The sequence below is a fragment of the Mycobacterium sp. SMC-11 genome (assembly GCF_046250095.1).
GTDB classification, from domain to species: Bacteria; Actinomycetota; Actinomycetes; order Mycobacteriales; family Mycobacteriaceae; genus Mycobacterium; species Mycobacterium heraklionense_A.
Genome location: NZ_CP176430.1, coordinates 2,877,888 through 2,895,719, shown reverse-complemented (window position 1 = coordinate 2,895,719; position 17,832 = coordinate 2,877,888). Strand labels below are relative to the sequence as shown.

Below are 17,832 nucleotides of genomic sequence, written 5' to 3'. Positions count from 1 at the left end.
TCACAGGTCGACGGTGACGTCCATCTCGTGGCGCCGCGAAACCCCGTCCCGCACACTGGTGAGCCGGACGCTGCCCCGATACGTGCCGCTGTAATAGTTCTGCCCTTTGACACCGACCCGGAAACGGGCCGCGTGGACACGCAGGATCCCCGGCACGAATACCAGTGACTGCGCGCCGATCACATCGGATTCAGCGCCGAGCCGACGGAAGGGTTTGGTGACCGACAGCACCCGCTCGCAGTCGCTGTCGGGTTCGACTTCGATGAACTCGGACAGTTCCACTGCGTCGGTTGTCGGCGGGCTCCAGAACGAGAACACCGCCTGGGTCCACTCAAGGCTTGTGGTTATCGCCAGATTGAGAAGCTGGTTGGCCGTCTTGGCGACGTCTTCGGAACCGTACGTGCCGTTGCGGATCTGGTGGTCGACCTGCTGCATGAGCTCACCCGTCTCGTTCACGAGGCGCTGTGAGGTAGTGGCGTACTGGGTGATCCAGCCGGCGGCATCGGTCATCGTCCGCCTCCTAGGTCGGCGCGCAGGCGATCCAGATAGCGCCAGGGATCGCAGGCAAGCCGGGCCGCCAGATCGGTGGCGAAGGTTAGCGATTCTTCGAGGGGCATCGCACCGGTAGCCCACTTGGCGGCCAGGGCCGCGCTCCTGCCGGACATGTCGTCGATGCACTGGTTGGCCATCTCGACGGCCAGCTTCACGGCGCGCTGGGCGGTGTCGTCACTCGTTCCGGGCGAAGTCCGGGCCGCCGCGACGCCGGCGATCTTTTCCGGCGCCGACGGCTCCCAGTCCGTCCAGCCCTTTCCGCCGGCCTGGGCACGCTTGGCCACACCTCCGAGCAGCAGCTCCACGCCCTGATCGCCGTATCCCATCACGCAGCCGAAGATCGCCGCCGGAACCCAACCGAGGTCCCGGAACCCGGCGACCTTTCTGGTGCGCACCCGCACGCCGGGGCGGGCCGGATCGCCGGCGGTTGCGGTCATCCTGATGAAGCCCTCATCGATCAGCATCCGGCCGTCGCCGTGCTCACCGGTTGCCGGATCGTCGTCGAGTGCGAAATCGACGCACGCGGTCGGCTCCGATGGCTGGCCCTCGACGCCGGCGCTCTTCCAGTACTTCAGCGGCGTCACCAACTGCGGTGTCCCGGCGATCGGGCAGGTGGTGCTGCAATGTTCAAGTACCCGGCTCCAACCATCCGGGCGGGCAGGCCAGCCCTGCATGTAGCAGAAGAACGGCAGGCAGCGATGCCAGTTGAGTGGGTCGACGACGTTCTTCAATTCGTCGAGTGACACTGCGGTGCTGGTGAATTCGGTGTTGTACACGACGCACAGTCGGCCGCGGACGATCTTGGGTTTGGCTTGGCACAGCGGCACCGCGGCGACATCGGTGCGGATCAAGCCCGCACTGACAGCGATGTGCATGACGTCCGGCCAGTCGGAGCGATCGTGGAAGGCGCGTCGTAGCAGGCTGAGCAGATCACTACCGTGCGAGGCGCCAACGCTGGTCAAGGTCGCAGCGAATTGGTCATCCCACCGGTCGGGTGGGTAGTACTGCGGCAGGTGGCTCAGGGCCCCGATCGCGAAAACCAAGCGGGACAACTGCACCGCGGTCAGCGGCTGTGACTGTGCTTCTGTCGCAGATCCATTTCCGGTTTGCAGGGTGGTCAACGCCTGGCCCAGATCGGGAACCGCGGGAGCGTCCACCTCTCGGTGATCCAGACTGGCCAGGAAACCGAGCAATTCTTCATACCACCCGGCATTCACCCCGGTGCTGCCCGGAAGATAACGCTCGACGGTGGCTTCGATTTCCGGGTCTCCGGTGTTGGTGACCGCTTGATCGAGAGCGCCGTAAAGCGCCAACAGAGATTGAGACGCAGTTGCCATATCGGTCGCCACCATTGGGCCTCCGATCTCCCGAATAAGCAGGTAGTATACGGCGTTCGGGTCGTTTATCGGCAAGCTTGGCAAAGCGTATTTTTTGGCAGAGTAAGGCTGATTTCCTTAAGGAGGGAATCGGTGGCTGACAAAACGTTCGGCGACGGCACTATCGACGATTTACCGTGGGCGTCAATTTTTGATCCCGCGGCGAATGCGCGTGCCCTCAGTGCCATCCAGGCCGAAGGCTTCCGGGCGGCTCGCCGAATCATCGATCGATTCGCCCAAGCGGCCGAGATCTCGCCGGATCGCAGCTCTGGCAACGGCGGCAGCGGCGCCGATCCAACCGGGCTGCCGGAATGGGAACAGCTGACGCGGGCCTGGTGGTCGACGGCCGGGCAGTTCCTGCTTCGGTCGCTGCCGGCGCCGCCGACCGGCGAGGACGGGCCGGTGGCGCTGGACGTCAACAATCCGGCGTCCAAGGACGCCTTGGCGCTGTGTGTCACCGGCTCCGGCTCGGCTACCGGCGAGGTGTGGTTGCACAACCGGGAGAGCACCGACCGCGCGCAGGTCCGGCTGCGCTGCAGCGAGCTGCTCGGTCATGGCGGCCAGGTGATCGAGGCTGACGCCGTGCGGGTCGAGCCCGCCGCGGTGCCGATGCCGCGCCGGTCCAGCCGTGGCGTGCAGATCACCGTCGACGTCGGACCCCAGGTCTGCCCGGGCACCTATCGCGGCACCCTCCTGGCGGTCGGCTATCCCGAGCTGTGGCTGCCCGTGGTGCTCGTCGTCGCGGCGCAGGAACCGTGACTGATATCGCCGACCGCGAATCGGTGGTCGCGGTCGATGAGCGCTTGAGCGAGGTCGCCAGGATCGTCCGCCGCTCGATGCTCGACGCGCTGCCCGACGGTGAGCCCGCCAAGTGGCTGTATGCACCGCTGCGGGCGTACCCCCAGCGGCCGGGTAAGGCGCTGCGGCCCGCACTGTGCCTGTCGGCCGGCCGGGCCTTCGGCGCGGACACCGACGCGTTACTGGGTATAGCCGTGGCGATCGAGTTGCTGCACAACGCCTTCCTGGTACACGACGACATCGCCGATGGCAGTGAAATGCGCCGGGGGAGACCGACTTTGGGTGCCATGTACGGCATGGCGACGGCGATCAACGCCGGCGATGCGTTGGCGTTGGTCGCCGGCCAGGTACTGCGGCGGGCGACCCGGCAGCTGGACCGTGATCTGGCCGAATTGGTGTGGGCCGAATTCGACACCATGGCGCTACGGACCCTGGAGGGGCAGGCGATCGAAGTGGGCTGGCAGGCCGACAACATCGACGACCTGCGACCAGAGGACTACCTGAACCTGATCCTGCACAAGACCTGCTGGTACACCACCATCCATCCGCTGCGGGTGGGGGCGATGGTGGGATCGCGGGGTACCGCCGAGCTGGGGCCGCTGGTGCGATTCGGTTTTCATTTCGGCGCCGCGTTTCAGATCCGCGATGACCTGCTGAACCTGATCGGCGACGAACGGATCTACGGCAAGGAGATCCTGGGCGATCTCTACGAAGGCAAGCGGACGCTGCCGCTGGTTCACCTGTTGTCCGTGGCGCGGAGGCCCGACCGAGACCTGCTGGCGGACTACCTGCTCCGCAGTCGATCACAGCGCTCGGCGGCGCTGGTGCAGCAGGTGCGCAGTCTGATGGACGACTACGGCAGCATCGCGTTCACCCGCCAGTACGCCGAGGGCATTCTGCTGGCGGCCCAGGAGTACTTCGAGCGGGCCTTCGCCGACGCCCGCCCCGGCCCGGATCTGGAGTTCCTGCGGTCGCTGGTGCCCTACGTGTGGGCGCGGTGGCGCTGAGACCGGCCGGGCACGCCTTAAGGTGAGTGCCGTGGCCGAGACGGCGCCGCTGCGCGTGCAACTGATTGCCAAGACCGAGTTCAGTCCGCCGCCGGACGTACCGTGGAGCACCGACGCCGACGGCGGGCCGGCACTGGTCGAGTTCGCCGGCCGGGCCTGCTATCAGAGCTGGTCCAAACCCAACCCGCGAACCGCGACCAACGCCACCTACCTGAAGCACATCATCGACGTCGGGCACTTCTCGGTGCTCGAGCACGCCTCGGTGACCTTCTACATCACCGGCATCTCCCGGTCGGCCACCCACGAGCTCATCCGGCACCGGCACTTCTCGTTCTCCCAGCTGTCCCAGCGCTACGTGCCCGAACCGGACTCGCGGGTCGTAGTGCCGCCCGGCATGGAGGACGACCCGGAACTGCAGCAGATCCTGGCCGACGCCGCGGACGCCAGCCGCGCCGCCTACGTCGAGCTGCTGGCCCGGCTGGAGGCCAAATTCGGGGCGGGCCAGGCCGGCGGGACCGTGGGGGCGCTGCGGCGCAAGCAGGCCCGGCAGGCCGCCCGTGCCGTGCTGCCCAACGCCACCGAGACGCGCATCGTGGTGACGGGCAATTACCGGGCATGGCGGCACTTCATCGCGATGCGGGCCAGCGAGCACGCCGATGTCGAGATTCGCCGGCTGGCCGTCGAGTGCCTGCGGCAGCTCGCCGACGTGGCTCCGGCGGCGTTCGGGGACTTCCAGATCAGCACGCTGGCCGACGGCACCGAAGTCGCGACCAGTCCGCTCGCCACCGAGGTCTGAGCAACTGGAGAGGGCCAGGTAATCTTGGGGCCGTGAGCAGCAGCGGATTCGACGCCAAGGCGCAGTTCGGCACCGTGCTGACCGCCATGGTGACCCCCTTCGGCGCGGACGGCTCGGTGGACACCGACGCCGCCGTACGTCTGGCCAATCGCCTCATCGACGCCGGTTGCGACGGTTTGGTGATCTCGGGCACCACTGGTGAGTCGCCGACCACCGCGGACTACGAGAAGCTCACGCTGCTGCGTGCGGTGGTCGAGGCGGTCGGTGACCGGGCTCGCATCATCGCCGGCGCCGGCAGCAACGACACCGAGCACAGCGTGCGCCTTGCCGAGGCCTGCGCTGGGGTCGGCGCGCACGGCCTGCTGGTGGTGACGCCGTACTACTCGCGTCCGTCGCAGGCCGGCCTGTTGGCGCACTTCACCGCCGTCGCCGACGCCAGTGCGCTGCCGGTGATGCTCTACGACATCCCGGCCCGCTCGGTGGTGCCGATCGCGCCGGACACCATCTTCGAGCTCGCCGAACACCCCAACATCGTCGCGATCAAGGACGCCAAGGGGGACCTGCACGCCGGAGCGCAGATCATGGCCGAGACCGGATTGGCCTACTACTCCGGCGATGACGCCCTCAACCTGCCCTGGCTGGCCATGGGTGCCACCGGATTCGTCAGCGTGATCTCGCACTTCGCGGCCGCTCAGTTGCGCGACATGCTGGCCGCCTTCGCGGCCGGCGACGTCGCGACCGCCCGCAAGATCAACGTCTCGATCGCATCGCTGTCCAACGCGATGGGTCGCGTCGGCGGGGTGACCTTCGTCAAGGCCGGCCTGCGGTTGCAGGGTTTCGAAGCCGGTGACCCCCGGTTGCCGATGGTCCCGGCGTCCGCCGCCGAGGTCGACGAACTGGCCATCGACATGCGCGCCGCGTCCGTTCTCGGGTGAGGTGCGGGTGACTGAGGATCTCCTACCGCCGGGTCCGCTGACCGAAGGCGGGCTACGCGTCACCGCGCTCGGCGGTATCAGCGAAATCGGCCGCAATATGACCGTTTTCGAGCACCTCGGCCGGCTGCTGATCATCGACTGCGGTGTGCTGTTCCCGGGCCACGACGAGCCCGGCGTCGACCTGATCCTGCCGGACATCCGCCACATCCAAGACCGGCTCGACGACGTCGAGGCGCTGGTGCTGACCCACGCCCACGAGGACCACATCGGCGCCATTCCGTTCCTGCTCAAACTGCGGGCCGACATTCCGGTGGTCGGTTCGAAGTTCACCCTGGCCCTGGTCGCCGCCAAGTGCCGCGAACACCGCATCAAGCCGGTCTTCGTCCAGGTGGCCGAAGGTCAGCGCAGCACCCACGGGGTGTTCGAATGCGAGTACTTCGCGGTGAATCACTCCATTCCGGATGCGCTGGCGATCGCGGTGCACACGGGGGCGGGCACCGTGCTGCACACCGGCGACATCAAGCTCGACCAACTGCCCCCGGACGGGCGGCCCACCGACCTGCCCGGGATGTCCCGCCTGGGCGACAAGGGTGTGGACCTATTCCTGTGCGACTCGACCAATGCCGAGATTCCCGGTGTCGGCCCCAGCGAGAGCGAGGTCGGTCCCACCCTGCACCGGCTGATCCGTGGCGCCGAGGGCCGGGTGATCGTGGCCTGCTTCGCCTCGAACGTGGACCGGGTCCAGCAGATCGTCGACGCCGCGGTCGCCCTGGGTCGCCGGGTCGCGTTCGTCGGCCGCTCGATGGTCCGCAACATGGGTATCGCCAAGGATTTGGGCTTCCTGCGGGTGGCGGACTCGGACCTGGTCGACATCGGCGCCGCTGAGATGATGCCGCCGGAGAAGGTGGTGCTGGTCACCACCGGTACTCAGGGCGAACCGCTGTCGGCGCTGTCGCGGATGTCGCGCGGCGAGCACCGGTCCATCACGCTGACCGCCGGCGATCTGGTGGTGCTGTCGTCGTCGCTGATTCCCGGCAACGAGGAAGCCGTCTACGGGGTGATGGACGCACTGGCCAAGATCGGTGCCCGGGTGGTCACCAATGCCCAGGCGCGCGTTCACGTTTCCGGGCACGCCTACTCCGGCGAACTACTGTTCCTCTACAACGGAATTCGGCCCCGCAATGTGATGCCGGTACACGGCACCTGGCGGATGATGCGCGCCAACGCCGCGCTGGCCGTCCGTACTGGGGTGCCGGAGGAATCGATCCTGTTGGCCGAGAACGGAGTCAGTGTCGACCTGGTCGCCGGGCAGGCACGCATCGCAGGGGCGGTGCCGACCGGCAAGATGTTCGTCGACGGGCTCGTCGACGGCGATGTCGGCGATGCGACGCTGGGGGAGCGGTTGATCCTGTCCAGCGGATTCGTCGCGGTGACGGTGGTGGTGCGCCGGGGGACCGGCAAGCCGGTGGCCCCGCCGCACCTGCACTCGCGCGGTTTCTCCGAAGACCCCAAGGCCCTGGAGCCGGCGGCCCGCAAGGTCGAGGCGGAGCTGGAATCCCTTGCCGCAGAGCAGGTCACCGATCCGGCCCGGATCGCTCAGGCGGTACGCCGCACGGTGGGCAAATGGGTGGGCGAGGTCTACCGGCGTCAGCCGATGATTGTGCCGACGGTGATCGAGGTCTGAGCCGGCCGGCTCAGAGCTTTTCGGCGTACACCGACCACTCCAGGTCACTCGCGCCCAGACGGCGGCCGGTGGGCTCGACATAGCGCTGGAGGAACTGTTCGGGTCCGGCCTGCTCGATCAATCGCCAGCCGTATTCGGCAAGAAAATCCGCCACCTCCTCAGGCTGCAGGCCGAAATGCCAGAGCTTGTTGACCATCCTGCGATACAACGTCGGCGAGCCATAGAGGTTCGTACCGTCGATGAAGTCACGCTGGACGTAGGTGAACACCAGACGGCTGCCCGATGCCGCCGGGCGCAGCCCCTCGAGGGTGCTGCGGACGGCGCTCTCGCTCAGGTATTGGGTCACGCCTTCCCATACGAAGAACGTGCGGAACGCCGTTCGGTAACCGTGCTCGACGAGGGTGGTCAGCACGTCGTCGTGTGCGAAGTCCAGTGCCACCAGCCGTACCGACAGTGGCAGGCCGCCGAGTACCCGGCGCACGGTGGCGGCCTTGCGGGCGATGTTGACCGGCTGATCCACCTCGAACACCGGGATGGGGCTGCGCCGGGCGAGTCGGTAGGCGAGGGTGTCCAGGCCGGCGCCGAGGATCACCACGGCCTGGATTTTCGCGACGTGCTCGCCGACCGCCTCGTCGACGCGGTCGGCGATGAAACGCTTGCGGCAGGTCAGGTTGACCCACAGGCCCGGCCCGGAGCGCTCCGTCGCGGCGATGAACCACCGGCGCAGCGGCGCGGGCCGCGTGGCCGCCACCAGCCAGCGCATGCCGGCGGGCAAGAACGGTGTCGCCAGGTCGTCGTCGACCAGGCGTTGTCCGGGTGGCTCGTGGTGCTCGATGGCCGCCAACACCATCGGGCCGTAGGCCGTCTGAGCTACTCGGTTGCGTGCCACCGGGCTACCTCTTGTTGATGAACCCGGCGTCGACGGGCAAGGTGATGCCGGTGATGTAGCGGGCCGCATCGGACACCAGCCAGGCCACCGCATTGGCGATGTCCGCCGGTTCCAGCACCTGTACCGGCAGCGCATTGCCCATGTCCGGTGGCCGACCTGTCGCGGCGGTGAGCTCGGCCAGCCAACCCCGGACGTAATCGTTGTTGATCATCGGGGTGTCGACACCGGCCGGGTGCACCGAGTTCACTCGAATGCTGTGCTGCGCCAGCAGGTTCGCGTAGACCCGCATCAGCCCGACCAGCCCATGTTTGGCCGCGGCGTAACCGATGGCCCCGGCATCGTGGCTGCCTATGCCGGCCAGGCCGGCGGCCGAACTGATCAGCACGATCGACCCCCCGTTGCCTTGGTCGATCATCGTCGGGATCGCGGCCTCGATGGTGTGGTAGACACCGGTCAGATTGACGTCGATGACGTCGTGCCAGCCATCGGCCGCAGCCATCGGGGCGATACCGGCGTTGGCCACCACGATGTCCACCCGGCCCAGCTCGTCGAGGCCGGCCTGCAGGGCAGCGCCCAACGCCACCTGGTCACGCACATCGGCCTGGCGGGCCACGATGCGCGCACCGGTGTCTTCGACCAGCTTGACCGTGGCCGCCAAGTCCTCGGCGTCCGCCAGCGGATAGGGCACGCTGTCGATCTGCTCGCACAGGTCGACAGCGATGATGTCGGCTCCGTCGGCAGCTAGCCGCAGGGCGTGGGCGCGGCCCTGGCCGCGCGCCGCGCCGGTGATCAGCGCGACCTTGCCCTGCAGGCTTCCGCTCGACGGACGCGCCGTCACGGACGCAACTGGCCTTTGCCCGTGTCGCCGGCCGGAACCGGTTGCAGCATCTTGATGTCGGGTGCGCCGGCCAGGTGCTCGGTGAGGTTGCCGAACAGCTCGCCGACCGCAGGTGCCGTCGAGTGGGCTTTCAAGGCGTCGGCGTCGGCCCACTGCTCGATGAACACAAAAGCGCCGTCGGCTTCATGCAGGGAGTACAGCTGGCAGCCCGGCTCCTCGTGCACCTGTGCCACCGCCTTGGTGCAGATTTCGCGGACGGCCTCAACCGATTCCGGCTTGACGGTGAAGGTGGCGACGACCACTACTGGCGAGACCACGGGCATATTGCGGCTCCTTGGCTGATGGGGGATTCACGGTCACGATACCCAGCCTCGGGCCGGATGCACGGTGAACCGATCCGTCGGGGCCAGTGTGGCTTATGGTGCAGATGGGGTAATTGCGACTAGGCTTGCCGATATGGCTAGTAAGACCGCTGCTAGTAGGGCTCCCGCGCGTTCCGGTACCCGAACGACCAGGGCAAAAGCCGGTTCCAAGGCCGCACCCAAGGGTGGTTCGCGGGCCGCTCGGTCCCGCCCGGCGGCCAAGCCGCGCCGCGCCGCCCGTCAGCATTCGGGCCCGGTGGCGCTCGGGATGGCCTGCGGACGCCTCGCCCGCGCCACCTGGCTGATGGTCGCCAAGGGTGCTGGTGGCGCGGCGCGCTCGGTCGGCCGCGCGCACGACATCGACCCCGGCCACCGCCGCGACGGCATCGCACTGGCGCTGCTGGGATTTGCCGTGGTGACCGCCGCCAGCTGCTGGCTGGACGCCGCCCGGCCGGTCGGTGCGTGGATCGACACCGGATTGCGCACCGTGGTCGGCGGAGCGGTGGTGCTGCTTCCGCTGCTGGCCGCCGCCGGGGCAGTACTGCTGATGCGCACCGAGCCCGACCCGGAGAACCGGCCCCGGCTGATCCTCGGCTCGACCATGATCGGCCTGCCGATCCTGGGCCTGTGGCACCTGTGGTCGGGCTCGCCGCAGAGCCCCGACGGCCGTCTGCACGGCGCCGGCTTTGTGGGGTTCGCGATCGGTGGCCCGCTCGCCGACGGACTCACGGCGTGGATCGCGGCGCCATTGTTGTGCATCGGTGTGCTGTTCGGCGTGTTGTTGCTGACCGGTACCACCCTGCGTGAGGCACCCGAGACCTTGCGCACCATGTTCCGCGGCGACTACGACGATGACGACTACTACGACGATTACGACGACTACGACGACCAGGACTACGACCAGGACTACGGCGGCGCCGACGGCGACGATGGCGACGCCGCCTACGACACCGGCGTCGGCGCCCAGGCCGGCGGAACCAGCCGATTCGGCGCCCTTGAGCCCGACGCCCGGGACGACGACACCCCGGACTGGCAGTCGCGCACCCCGCTGGACAACTACCCGCTCGATGAAGAGCCCGCCGCGCCGCCGCCCCCGGTCAAGACCGTGCGCCGCAAGCCCCCGAAGGAACCCAAGGCGGCCAAACCCGCCGACAAGACCGTCGTCCTCGACCGGGTGGTGGAGGGCCCCTACACGCTGCCCGCACTGAGCCTGCTGGTCGCCGGGGACCCCCCGAAGACCCGCACCGCCGCCAACGACCAGATGGCCGACGCGATCACCTCGGTGCTGGAGCAGTTCAAGGTCGACGCCGCGGTCACCGGCTGCACCCGTGGTCCCACCGTCACCCGCTACGAGGTGGAGCTGGGCCCCGGCGTCAAGGTCGAGAAGATCACCGCCCTGCAACGCAACATCGCTTACGCGGTGGCCACCGAGAGTGTGCGGATGCTCGCCCCGATCCCGGGTAAGTCCGCCGTCGGTATCGAGGTGCCCAATACCGACCGCGAACTGGTGCGGCTGGCCGACGTGCTGACCGCGCCGTCCACCCGCGGCGACCACCACCCGCTGGTGATCGGACTGGGCAAGGACATCGAAGGCGACTTCATCTGCGCCAACCTGGCCAAGATGCCGCACCTGTTGGTGGCCGGTTCCACCGGCTCGGGCAAGTCCAGCTTCGTCAACTCGATGCTGGTCTCCCTGCTGGCGCGCGCCACCCCCGAAGAGGTCAGGATGATCCTGATCGACCCGAAGATGGTGGAACTCACGCCGTACGAAGGCATTCCGCACCTGATCACCCCGATCATCACCGAGCCGAAGAAGGCCGCCGCGGCGCTGGCCTGGCTGGTGGAGGAGATGGAGCAGCGCTACCAGGACATGAAATCGTCCCGGGTGCGCCACATCAACGACTTCAACGACAAGGTCCGCTCCGGGGAGATCAGCACCCCCCTGGGCAGCGAACGGGTCTACCGGCCCTACCCCTACATCCTCGCGGTCGTCGACGAGCTCGCCGACCTGATGATGACCGCGCCGCGTGACGTCGAGGACGCGATCGTGCGGATCACCCAGAAGGCCCGTGCCGCCGGCATCCACCTGGTGCTGGCCACCCAGCGGCCGTCGGTGGATGTCGTCACCGGTCTGATCAAGACCAACGTGCCGTCCCGGCTGGCGTTCGCCACGTCGTCGCTCACCGATTCCCGGGTCATCCTCGACCAGCCGGGCGCCGAGAAGCTGATCGGCATGGGCGACGGGCTGTTCCTGCCGATGGGCGCCAACAAGCCGATCCGGCTGCAGGGCGCGTTCATCTCCGACGAGGAGATCCAGGCCGTCGTCACCGCCTGCAAGGACCAGGCCGAGCCCGAGTACACCGAGGGCGTCACCGCCGTGAAGGCCAGTGGGGACCGCGCCGACGTCGACCCCGACATCGGCGACGACATGGACGTCTTCCTGCAGGCCGTCGAACTGGTGGTGTCCAGCCAATTCGGTTCCACCTCGATGCTGCAGCGAAAGCTGCGGGTCGGCTTCGCCAAGGCCGGCCGGCTGATGGACCTGATGGAGACCCGCGACATCGTCGGCCCCTCCGAGGGCTCCAAGGCCCGGCAGGTGCTGGTCAAACCCGATGAACTCGCCGCGACGCTGATGCTGATCCGTGGCGGCAGCGCCCCCGACGACGGCGGCGGCGACGAGTTCTAGCCGCGGTTACGCGCTGTGCACCAGGGCCAGACCATGCCAGTCGCGCAATGGCTTGCGTCGCTTGCTGCGTGCCACCAGCCGGGCCACCGCGGCCTCCAATCCGCGGGTCAGTTCGTCGACCGCAGCGAACTCGAAGTCGGCCAGTACCCCGATGAACAGGTCACCGGCGTAGCTCAGGACCGCCACGCCGGTGCGAAGCTGCATCGCGATCGGCGGCACCGGCAGCACCGCGACCACGTCGCACCCCATGATCTGCAACGGCTCGGACGGGCCGGGGACGTTGGTCGCCAACGCCACCACGCCGCGCTGGTGGACCTGTCCGAGCAACCGCGCCGCCCAGGCCGACCACGCGACGGGCAGCAGGCCCGCGGCCGACATGACCGCGCGTCCGGCGTGACGCTGCCCGCCGGCTTTGGCCTGCGCCAGACGCGAGCGCACGGCCAGCAATCGCTTCACCGGGTTTGACTCCTCGATCGGCAGCCGCGGCAACAGCAACGAACCCCTGCCGTCGAGGTTCCCCGGCGCATTCGCGGAGCTGGTCCATACCGGCACCAGGGTGCGTAGCGAATCGGGTTGGGGCACTTGGCCGCGACGGATCATGAAGTCGCGGTAGCTCTCGGTCAGGGCCGCCAACACCACATCATTGACGGTCACGTCGAAGACCCGACAGACCTGCTCGATGTCGCCGAGCGAAACCCGTGCCGCGCTGTAGCGACGGCGGCTGGTGATCGGACCGTTCAGCGACGACGCATTCTGTTGCAGCAAGCCGGTCGCGAGTTCCACGACGCCGCGCAGGTTGTACATCCAATGCACCGGGTTGAGATCCAACACCGGCCGACGGTGTGGCGGCTGCACCGCGCCGGCGTGGGCTGCCAACTGGGCGAATCCGTTGTCGGACAAGCCGGTCAGCATGTGGGTGGCCGCCGTGCCGTCGGCGAGGCAGTGGTGCACCTTCATCAGTAGGGCCCACCGGTCACCGCTGAGCCCGCTGATCACCCAGATCTCCCACAGCGGACGGTTGCGGTCGAGGCGCCACGACATCACGTCGGCGACCACCGCGTGCAGTTCGGCGTCTCCGCCGGGGGAGGGCACCGCGACCCGGCCGATGTGCTGGGCGAGGTCGAAGTGGGGATCGTTCACCCACTCGGGTGCGCTCAGATCCAAGGCATGGCGCACCAGCCGCTGCCCGAACCGCGGGCACCCGCGCAGGCGTTCGCTCAGCGTGGCCTGTAGCGAGGCATGGTCGGGAATTGGACCGTCGAGGACGGCCAAGGTCCCGGTGGCCATGCTGACGTTGTGGTCGGAATCCTCGACGCCCAGAAAGCCGGCGTCCAGAGGGGTCAGGTGCTCGGCCACGGCTACCTCCAGTTGTCTGCAACTGCCAGTACCACTATCTCGTGACCCGGCGGCGCGCGGCAGGGCCGGAAGTCCCAGGTTCGCCGACCGTGACACGCACCAGACACGCGCCGGACACGGACCGGATACGGACCGGACACCGACGGTTTTCCAAGGACGTGAGGGCGCGTAATCTCGCCACGTGGATTGGGCACGACTTTTCGCTTTCGATACCCCGCCCTCGGAGATCTTTATCCGTGGAACCGTCATCTACATCGCGATTTACGCGTTGCTGCGGGTGGTATTGAAACGCGAGGCGGGCACCAACGGCATCACCGATCTCATCGTCGTGGTGTTGATCGCCGACGCGGCGCAGAACGGGATGGCCGGCGGCTACCGATCGATCAGCGACGGCATCCTGCTCGTCGGGGTGATCATCGGCTGGTCCTACCTGCTGAACTGGATGGCGCACCGCTGGCCTTCGGTAGCGAGGCTCCTGCGGCCGGGACCGCTGCTGGTGATCTACGACGGCGCATTCCTCTACGCCAACATGCGCAAAGAGATGATCACCGAGGAACAGGTCCGCGAGCAGGCCCGCAAACAGGGAATCGCCGACCTGTCCGTCGTCCGTGAGGGTCGGATGGAATCCGACGGGCAGTTCAGCTTTCTCATCGGCGCCACGCGCCGGGAACGCGACCTGGTCGTCGACTAGGGGAGACTAGGGCGCTTAGAGAACCAGCAACATCCGGGTGTTGCCTAGGGTGTTTGGCTTGACGTAGCTCAGGTCCAGGAATTCGGCCACACCGACGTCATAGGAGCGTTGCATCTCCTCGAACACCTCCGCGGTCACCGGCGTGCCGTCGATCTCGGTGAAGCCGTGCCGGGCGAAGAACTCGGTCTCGAAGGTCAGCACGAACAGCCGCTGCAACTGCAGATCGCGGGCGACCTGCAGCAGACGGTCGACGATCGCGTGTCCGATACCGCGACCGGTCGAGGTGGGGTCCACCGCGATGGTGCGTACCTCGCCGAGGTCCGACCACAACACATGCAGGGCGCCGCAGCCCACCACCTGCTGATCGGCGTCCTCGGCGACCCAGAATTCCTGAACCGCCTCATACAGCGTCACCAGGTTCTTTTCCAGCAGGATCTTGCCGGCGTAGACGTCCACCAGCTGCTTGATCGCCGGGACGTCCGAGGTGCGCGCACGCCGGACCACGGGCTGCCCCGCCGGACGATCCGCCGCAAGATTCACAGCTGCACAGTATCGGTTTCTCATTTCAGGCTGGGCAACAGATATTCTGACCTTCGTGTCGGGACAGCCAAAAACCGGTCCAGCGGTGACGCATGTCCCCGTGGTCAACCTTGCGAACGCGTTGACCGTCATGCGGATGGGGCTGGTCCCGGTCTTCCTGCTGGCGCTGTTCGCTGAGGACGGCCACGATCCGAAGACCCGTATCGCGGCGTTCGTCATCTTTGCCGTCGCCATCATCACCGACCGAGTGGACGGCACCCTGGCGCGCAACTACGGCATGGTCACCGAGTTCGGCACGCTGGCCGACCCGATCGCCGACAAGGCGCTGATCGGCGCGGCGCTGATCGGTCTGTCGATGCTCGGCGACCTGTGGTGGTGGGTGACGGTGGTGATTCTGGTCCGCGAGATCGGGATCACCGTGCTCAGGTTCGCAGTGCTGCACCGCGGTGTGATCCCGGCCAGCCGTGGCGGCAAACTCAAGACCCTGGTGCAGGCGATCGGTATCGGGCTGCTCGTCTTGCCGCTGTCAGGCCCCTGGCTGGTGACGGCGTGGACGGTGATGACCGCGGCGGTGGTCCTGACGGTACTGACCGGCCTGGACTACGTCGTTTCGGCGGTGGCAGACCTGCGCGGCGGGCCAGTCAGAAGCTGACCCGCCGGTGGGGTCCAAGACCGCCGCATGAATCTGTCGAATCCGGGAACCCAATCGGGAGTCGCGCGCGTTGACCTTGGTGACTGTCGATTTTCCAAGGTTTACCCGTAGAGGGGGAGTGCACGATGACGACATTGCTGCGGGAGTCGGTCGGCGAGGTGCTGCGTCAAGCCCGGACCGCGCAGGGCCGCACGCTGCGTGAGGTGTCGGACGCGGCGCGGGTGAGCCTCGGCTACCTCTCGGAGGTCGAGCGGGGCCGCAAGGAAGCGTCCAGCGAGCTGCTCAACGCGATCTGCGCGGCGCTGCGGATCCCGTTGTCGACGGTGCTCTTCGACGCCGGAACCCGGCTGGCGCAGGCCGAGCGGGCCGAACTGGCAGTGCACAACGCCCGCGGCGGCGCAGTGACCCGCATCGACGCCGGCACCAAGGTCGTCATCCCGCCGATTCGGACGCTGGCATCGGTAGCGTCGGCGTGACGCGCCCGGGCTGAACGCTCACCCGATAACCGCCGACCCGATAAATTGATCACCGGTACCGGCGGTAGAGCGACAACACTGGAAAACAAGCAGACGGAGCTGACTGATGGCCAACCCGTTCGTCAAGGCGTGGAAGTACTTGATGGCGCTGTTCAACTCGAAGATCGACGAGCACGCCGATCCCAAGGTGCAGATCCAGCAGGCGATCGAAGAGGCGCAGCGTCAGCACCAGGCCCTGACCCAGCAGGCCGCGCAGGTGATCGGTAACCAGCGGCAGTTGGAGATGCGCCTGAACCGCCAACTGGCCGACATTGAGAAACTTCAGGTCAACGTGCGCCAGGCCCTGACCCTGGCCGACCAGGCCACTGCCGCCGGGGACGCCGCGAAGGCCACCGAGTACAACAACGCCGCGGAGGCGTTCGCGGCCCAGCTGGTCACCGCCGAACAGAGCGTGGAAGACCTCAAGGCGCTGCACGACCAGGCGCTGTCGGCGGCGATGCAGGCCAAGAAGGCCGTCGAGCAGAACGCCATGGTGCTGCAGCAGAAGATCGCCGAGCGGACCAAACTGCTCAGCCAGCTCGAGCAGGCCAAGATGCAGGAGCAGGTCAGCGCCTCGCTGCGTTCGATGAGCGAGATCGCCGCCCCCGGAACCACTCCCAGCCTCGACGAGGTCCGCGACAAGATCGAACGGCGCTACGCCAATGCGATCGGCGCCGCTGAGTTGGCGCAGGGTTCGGTGCAGGGCCGGATGCTCGAGGTCGAGCAGGCCGGTGTGCAGATGGCCGGCCACTCCCGGCTGGAGCAGATCCGGGCGTCCATGCGGGGCGAGTCGCTGCCCGCGGGTGGTTCCGCCACCGCCCCTGGCCAGGCCACCCCGGCAACCCCGCCGTCTGGCGCCAACCCCACCCCCGAGAACCCGCTGGGACGGTAGTCAGGTGGCCGCGACTCTCGGAGGCAGCGCACGGCATCCATTGCTGCAGCGTGCTGTGGACCGAGCCAGTGAGGCCGCCGATCTGCTCGCCGACAAGCTGGGGGCGATCGCCGACCCGAGGGCCAGGATGCTGCGCAAGCGCCGGTGGGCGCTGCGGCTGGGTCTGTTCTTCACTGCCACATGCGGATTCTGGACGTTGGTGACCGCCGTACTGGCGTCGTGGTCGACGCCGGTGTGGGTGCTGCTGATCACCGGACTGGTGGCGGCGGGCGCGGCCGCCCCGGCGACGCTGTTGCTGCTGCGCTATCGCTGGCTGCGCGCGGCGCCACTGCCCGCCGCACGCCCCACCGCCGGGCGGCGCTTGCCGCCGCCCGGGTCGGCGGCACGACCGGCGATGTACGCGCTGGGCGCCTCCGAGCGGGGGATGGTCTCGCTGCTCGGCGTGCTCGAACGCGGTCGGCTGTTGCCCGCCGATGAGATCACCGAATTGACGGCCGCGGTCAACCGCGCCGCATCCACCATGGCGGCCACCGCGGCTGAGGTGGTGTCCATGGAGCGCGCCGTACAGCACAGCGCCCAGTCACGTCAGTACCTGGTGCCGACGATCAACGCGTTCACCGCGCAGCTCAGTGCCGGTGTTCGCCAGTACAACGAGATGGTCACCGCCGCAGCGCAACTGGTGGCCTCGGCCAATGACGGCTCGATCACATCTGCGGGCGATCCGGCGAATTCCCCGATGTCGCAGCGGCGCTACCGCGAGGAGCTGGTCGGTGCCACCGAGAAGATGCTGGGCTGGGCGCAGGCCTTCGACGAACTGGCCGAGCTGCCCCGGGTCGTCTAGATGTCGTCGCTGCGCTGATCGACCGATTCCGGCCGCGGACCGTAGCGTTCCTCGTAGGACCGGTGAATGTGGGCGTCGCGCTCGCGTTTACGTGCGTTGGCGAGCTCCGGGTCCAGGCCGTGCATCCGCAGCATGTGGGTGCGCCACACCTTGTTGAGCGCGTGTGCGAACAGAATCACCATGAACCAGATCGGAAACGTCATGCTGAACCGCGTCATGAAATCCGTCGGGAAAAACCAGAACGGGATCAGGATCAGCGTCGTCGGCACGGCGGCACGCAGGATCATCCGGACGGTGGCACCCGGGCCGGCCAGGTCGTTGCGGACCCAGTCCCGCAGTTCTGGGGGCAGCGGGCGTCCGTAGCAGTACCGGAGGTATTGGATCGGGCTTGGGCGCTGAGGCTTGGGATTTTGACGCACAGA

At 67.7% G+C, this 17,832-nt stretch carries 19 protein-coding genes; 11 read left to right on the top strand and 8 right to left on the bottom strand.

What is annotated here, in order from left to right:
- Entirely contained in the window at nucleotides 1–510 is a 510-nt protein-coding gene (locus tag ACKY0X_RS13635) for a hypothetical protein (protein WP_409426460.1), read from the bottom strand.
- The gene (locus ACKY0X_RS13630; protein ID WP_409426459.1) at nucleotides 507–1,889 is read right to left on the bottom strand and encodes a hypothetical protein; all 1,383 of its coding nucleotides are present in this window, start codon (nucleotides 1,887–1,889) and stop codon (nucleotides 507–509) included. Before ACKY0X_RS13630 ends, ACKY0X_RS13635 begins: the two co-directional genes overlap by 4 nt.
- Nucleotides 1,890–2,021: 132 nt before the next feature.
- Here ACKY0X_RS13630 and ACKY0X_RS13625 point away from each other — a divergent pair, with 132 nt between their 5' ends.
- The 5 genes from ACKY0X_RS13625 to ACKY0X_RS13605 are packed head-to-tail and all read left to right on the top strand — an operon-like array spanning nucleotide 2,022 to nucleotide 7,148.
- Nucleotides 2,022–2,687 carry a hypothetical protein gene (locus ACKY0X_RS13625; protein ID WP_409426458.1) on the top strand — a complete coding sequence of 222 codons (666 nt, stop codon included), beginning with the start codon at nucleotides 2,022–2,024 and terminating at the stop codon, nucleotides 2,685–2,687.
- Entirely contained in the window at nucleotides 2,684–3,733 is a 1,050-nt protein-coding gene (locus ACKY0X_RS13620) for a polyprenyl synthetase family protein (RefSeq protein WP_409426457.1), read from the top strand. Before ACKY0X_RS13625 ends, ACKY0X_RS13620 begins: the two co-directional genes overlap by 4 nt.
- 31 nt (nucleotides 3,734–3,764) lie before the next feature.
- Nucleotides 3,765–4,529 (top strand): FAD-dependent thymidylate synthase, encoded by a 765-nt coding sequence (gene thyX / locus ACKY0X_RS13615; protein ID WP_409426456.1) that lies wholly within the window; start codon nucleotides 3,765–3,767, stop codon nucleotides 4,527–4,529.
- A 32-nt stretch (nucleotides 4,530–4,561) separates the two neighbouring features.
- Nucleotides 4,562–5,464 carry a 4-hydroxy-tetrahydrodipicolinate synthase gene (gene dapA / locus ACKY0X_RS13610; RefSeq protein ID WP_409426455.1) on the top strand — a complete coding sequence of 301 codons (903 nt, stop codon included), beginning with the start codon at nucleotides 4,562–4,564 and terminating at the stop codon, nucleotides 5,462–5,464.
- Between the two features lie 7 nt (nucleotides 5,465–5,471).
- On the top strand, nucleotides 5,472–7,148 hold the full coding sequence (locus ACKY0X_RS13605) for a ribonuclease J (RefSeq protein ID WP_409426454.1): 1,677 nt from the start codon (nucleotides 5,472–5,474) through the stop codon (nucleotides 7,146–7,148).
- Between the two features lie 10 nt (nucleotides 7,149–7,158).
- On the opposite strand, the gene ACKY0X_RS13600 is transcribed toward ACKY0X_RS13605, so the two are convergent.
- The 3 genes from ACKY0X_RS13600 to ACKY0X_RS13590 are packed head-to-tail and all read right to left on the bottom strand — an operon-like array spanning nucleotide 7,159 to nucleotide 9,198.
- Nucleotides 7,159–8,037, bottom strand: a complete 879-nt coding sequence (locus ACKY0X_RS13600; protein ID WP_409426453.1) for an SAM-dependent methyltransferase — start codon at nucleotides 8,035–8,037, stop codon at nucleotides 7,159–7,161.
- A gap of 4 nt (nucleotides 8,038–8,041) precedes the next feature.
- The gene (locus ACKY0X_RS13595) at nucleotides 8,042–8,875 is read right to left on the bottom strand and encodes a mycofactocin-coupled SDR family oxidoreductase (RefSeq protein ID WP_409426452.1); all 834 of its coding nucleotides are present in this window, start codon (nucleotides 8,873–8,875) and stop codon (nucleotides 8,042–8,044) included.
- On the bottom strand, nucleotides 8,872–9,198 hold the full coding sequence (locus ACKY0X_RS13590; protein ID WP_409426451.1) for a putative quinol monooxygenase: 327 nt from the start codon (nucleotides 9,196–9,198) through the stop codon (nucleotides 8,872–8,874). The genes ACKY0X_RS13595 and ACKY0X_RS13590 overlap by 4 nt, the downstream gene beginning before the upstream one ends.
- A 133-nt stretch (nucleotides 9,199–9,331) precedes the next feature.
- On the opposite strand from ACKY0X_RS13590, the gene ACKY0X_RS13585 reads away from it, so the two are divergent.
- The gene (locus ACKY0X_RS13585) at nucleotides 9,332–11,923 is read left to right on the top strand and encodes a DNA translocase FtsK (protein WP_409426450.1); all 2,592 of its coding nucleotides are present in this window, start codon (nucleotides 9,332–9,334) and stop codon (nucleotides 11,921–11,923) included.
- 6 nt (nucleotides 11,924–11,929) lie between these two features.
- Here the strand turns inward: ACKY0X_RS13585 and ACKY0X_RS13580 are convergent, their stop codons facing one another.
- Nucleotides 11,930–13,279 carry a wax ester/triacylglycerol synthase family O-acyltransferase gene (locus tag ACKY0X_RS13580; protein ID WP_409426449.1) on the bottom strand — a complete coding sequence of 450 codons (1,350 nt, stop codon included), beginning with the start codon at nucleotides 13,277–13,279 and terminating at the stop codon, nucleotides 11,930–11,932.
- Between the two features lie 181 nt (nucleotides 13,280–13,460).
- On the opposite strand from ACKY0X_RS13580, the gene ACKY0X_RS13575 reads away from it, so the two are divergent.
- Entirely contained in the window at nucleotides 13,461–13,970 is a 510-nt protein-coding gene (locus ACKY0X_RS13575; RefSeq protein WP_409426448.1) for a DUF421 domain-containing protein, read from the top strand.
- 15 nt (nucleotides 13,971–13,985) lie between these two features.
- Here the strand turns inward: ACKY0X_RS13575 and ACKY0X_RS13570 are convergent, their stop codons facing one another.
- Entirely contained in the window at nucleotides 13,986–14,534 is a 549-nt protein-coding gene (locus ACKY0X_RS13570; RefSeq protein ID WP_409426447.1) for an amino-acid N-acetyltransferase, read from the bottom strand.
- A gap of 31 nt (nucleotides 14,535–14,565) precedes the next feature.
- Between ACKY0X_RS13570 and pgsA the strand changes: the two genes are divergently transcribed.
- The 4 genes from pgsA to pspM all read left to right on the top strand — a co-directional run bounded on the left by pgsA (nucleotide 14,566) and on the right by pspM (nucleotide 17,410).
- Nucleotides 14,566–15,162 carry a CDP-diacylglycerol--glycerol-3-phosphate 3-phosphatidyltransferase gene (pgsA, locus tag ACKY0X_RS13565; protein WP_409426446.1) on the top strand — a complete coding sequence of 199 codons (597 nt, stop codon included), beginning with the start codon at nucleotides 14,566–14,568 and terminating at the stop codon, nucleotides 15,160–15,162.
- A 125-nt stretch (nucleotides 15,163–15,287) separates the two neighbouring features.
- On the top strand, nucleotides 15,288–15,638 hold the full coding sequence (clgR, locus tag ACKY0X_RS13560; RefSeq protein ID WP_409426445.1) for a transcriptional regulator ClgR: 351 nt from the start codon (nucleotides 15,288–15,290) through the stop codon (nucleotides 15,636–15,638).
- Between the two features lie 106 nt (nucleotides 15,639–15,744).
- Nucleotides 15,745–16,569 (top strand): phage shock protein PspA, encoded by an 825-nt coding sequence (pspA, locus tag ACKY0X_RS13555; protein ID WP_409426444.1) that lies wholly within the window; start codon nucleotides 15,745–15,747, stop codon nucleotides 16,567–16,569.
- A gap of 4 nt (nucleotides 16,570–16,573) precedes the next feature.
- Nucleotides 16,574–17,410 carry a phage shock envelope stress response protein PspM gene (gene pspM, locus ACKY0X_RS13550; RefSeq protein ID WP_409426443.1) on the top strand — a complete coding sequence of 279 codons (837 nt, stop codon included), beginning with the start codon at nucleotides 16,574–16,576 and terminating at the stop codon, nucleotides 17,408–17,410.
- On the opposite strand, the gene ACKY0X_RS13545 is transcribed toward pspM, so the two are convergent.
- Nucleotides 17,407–17,829 carry a DUF5313 domain-containing protein gene (locus ACKY0X_RS13545; RefSeq protein WP_409426442.1) on the bottom strand — a complete coding sequence of 141 codons (423 nt, stop codon included), beginning with the start codon at nucleotides 17,827–17,829 and terminating at the stop codon, nucleotides 17,407–17,409. The genes pspM and ACKY0X_RS13545 overlap by 4 nt on opposite strands.
- Between the last annotated feature and the right edge of the window lie 3 nt (nucleotides 17,830–17,832).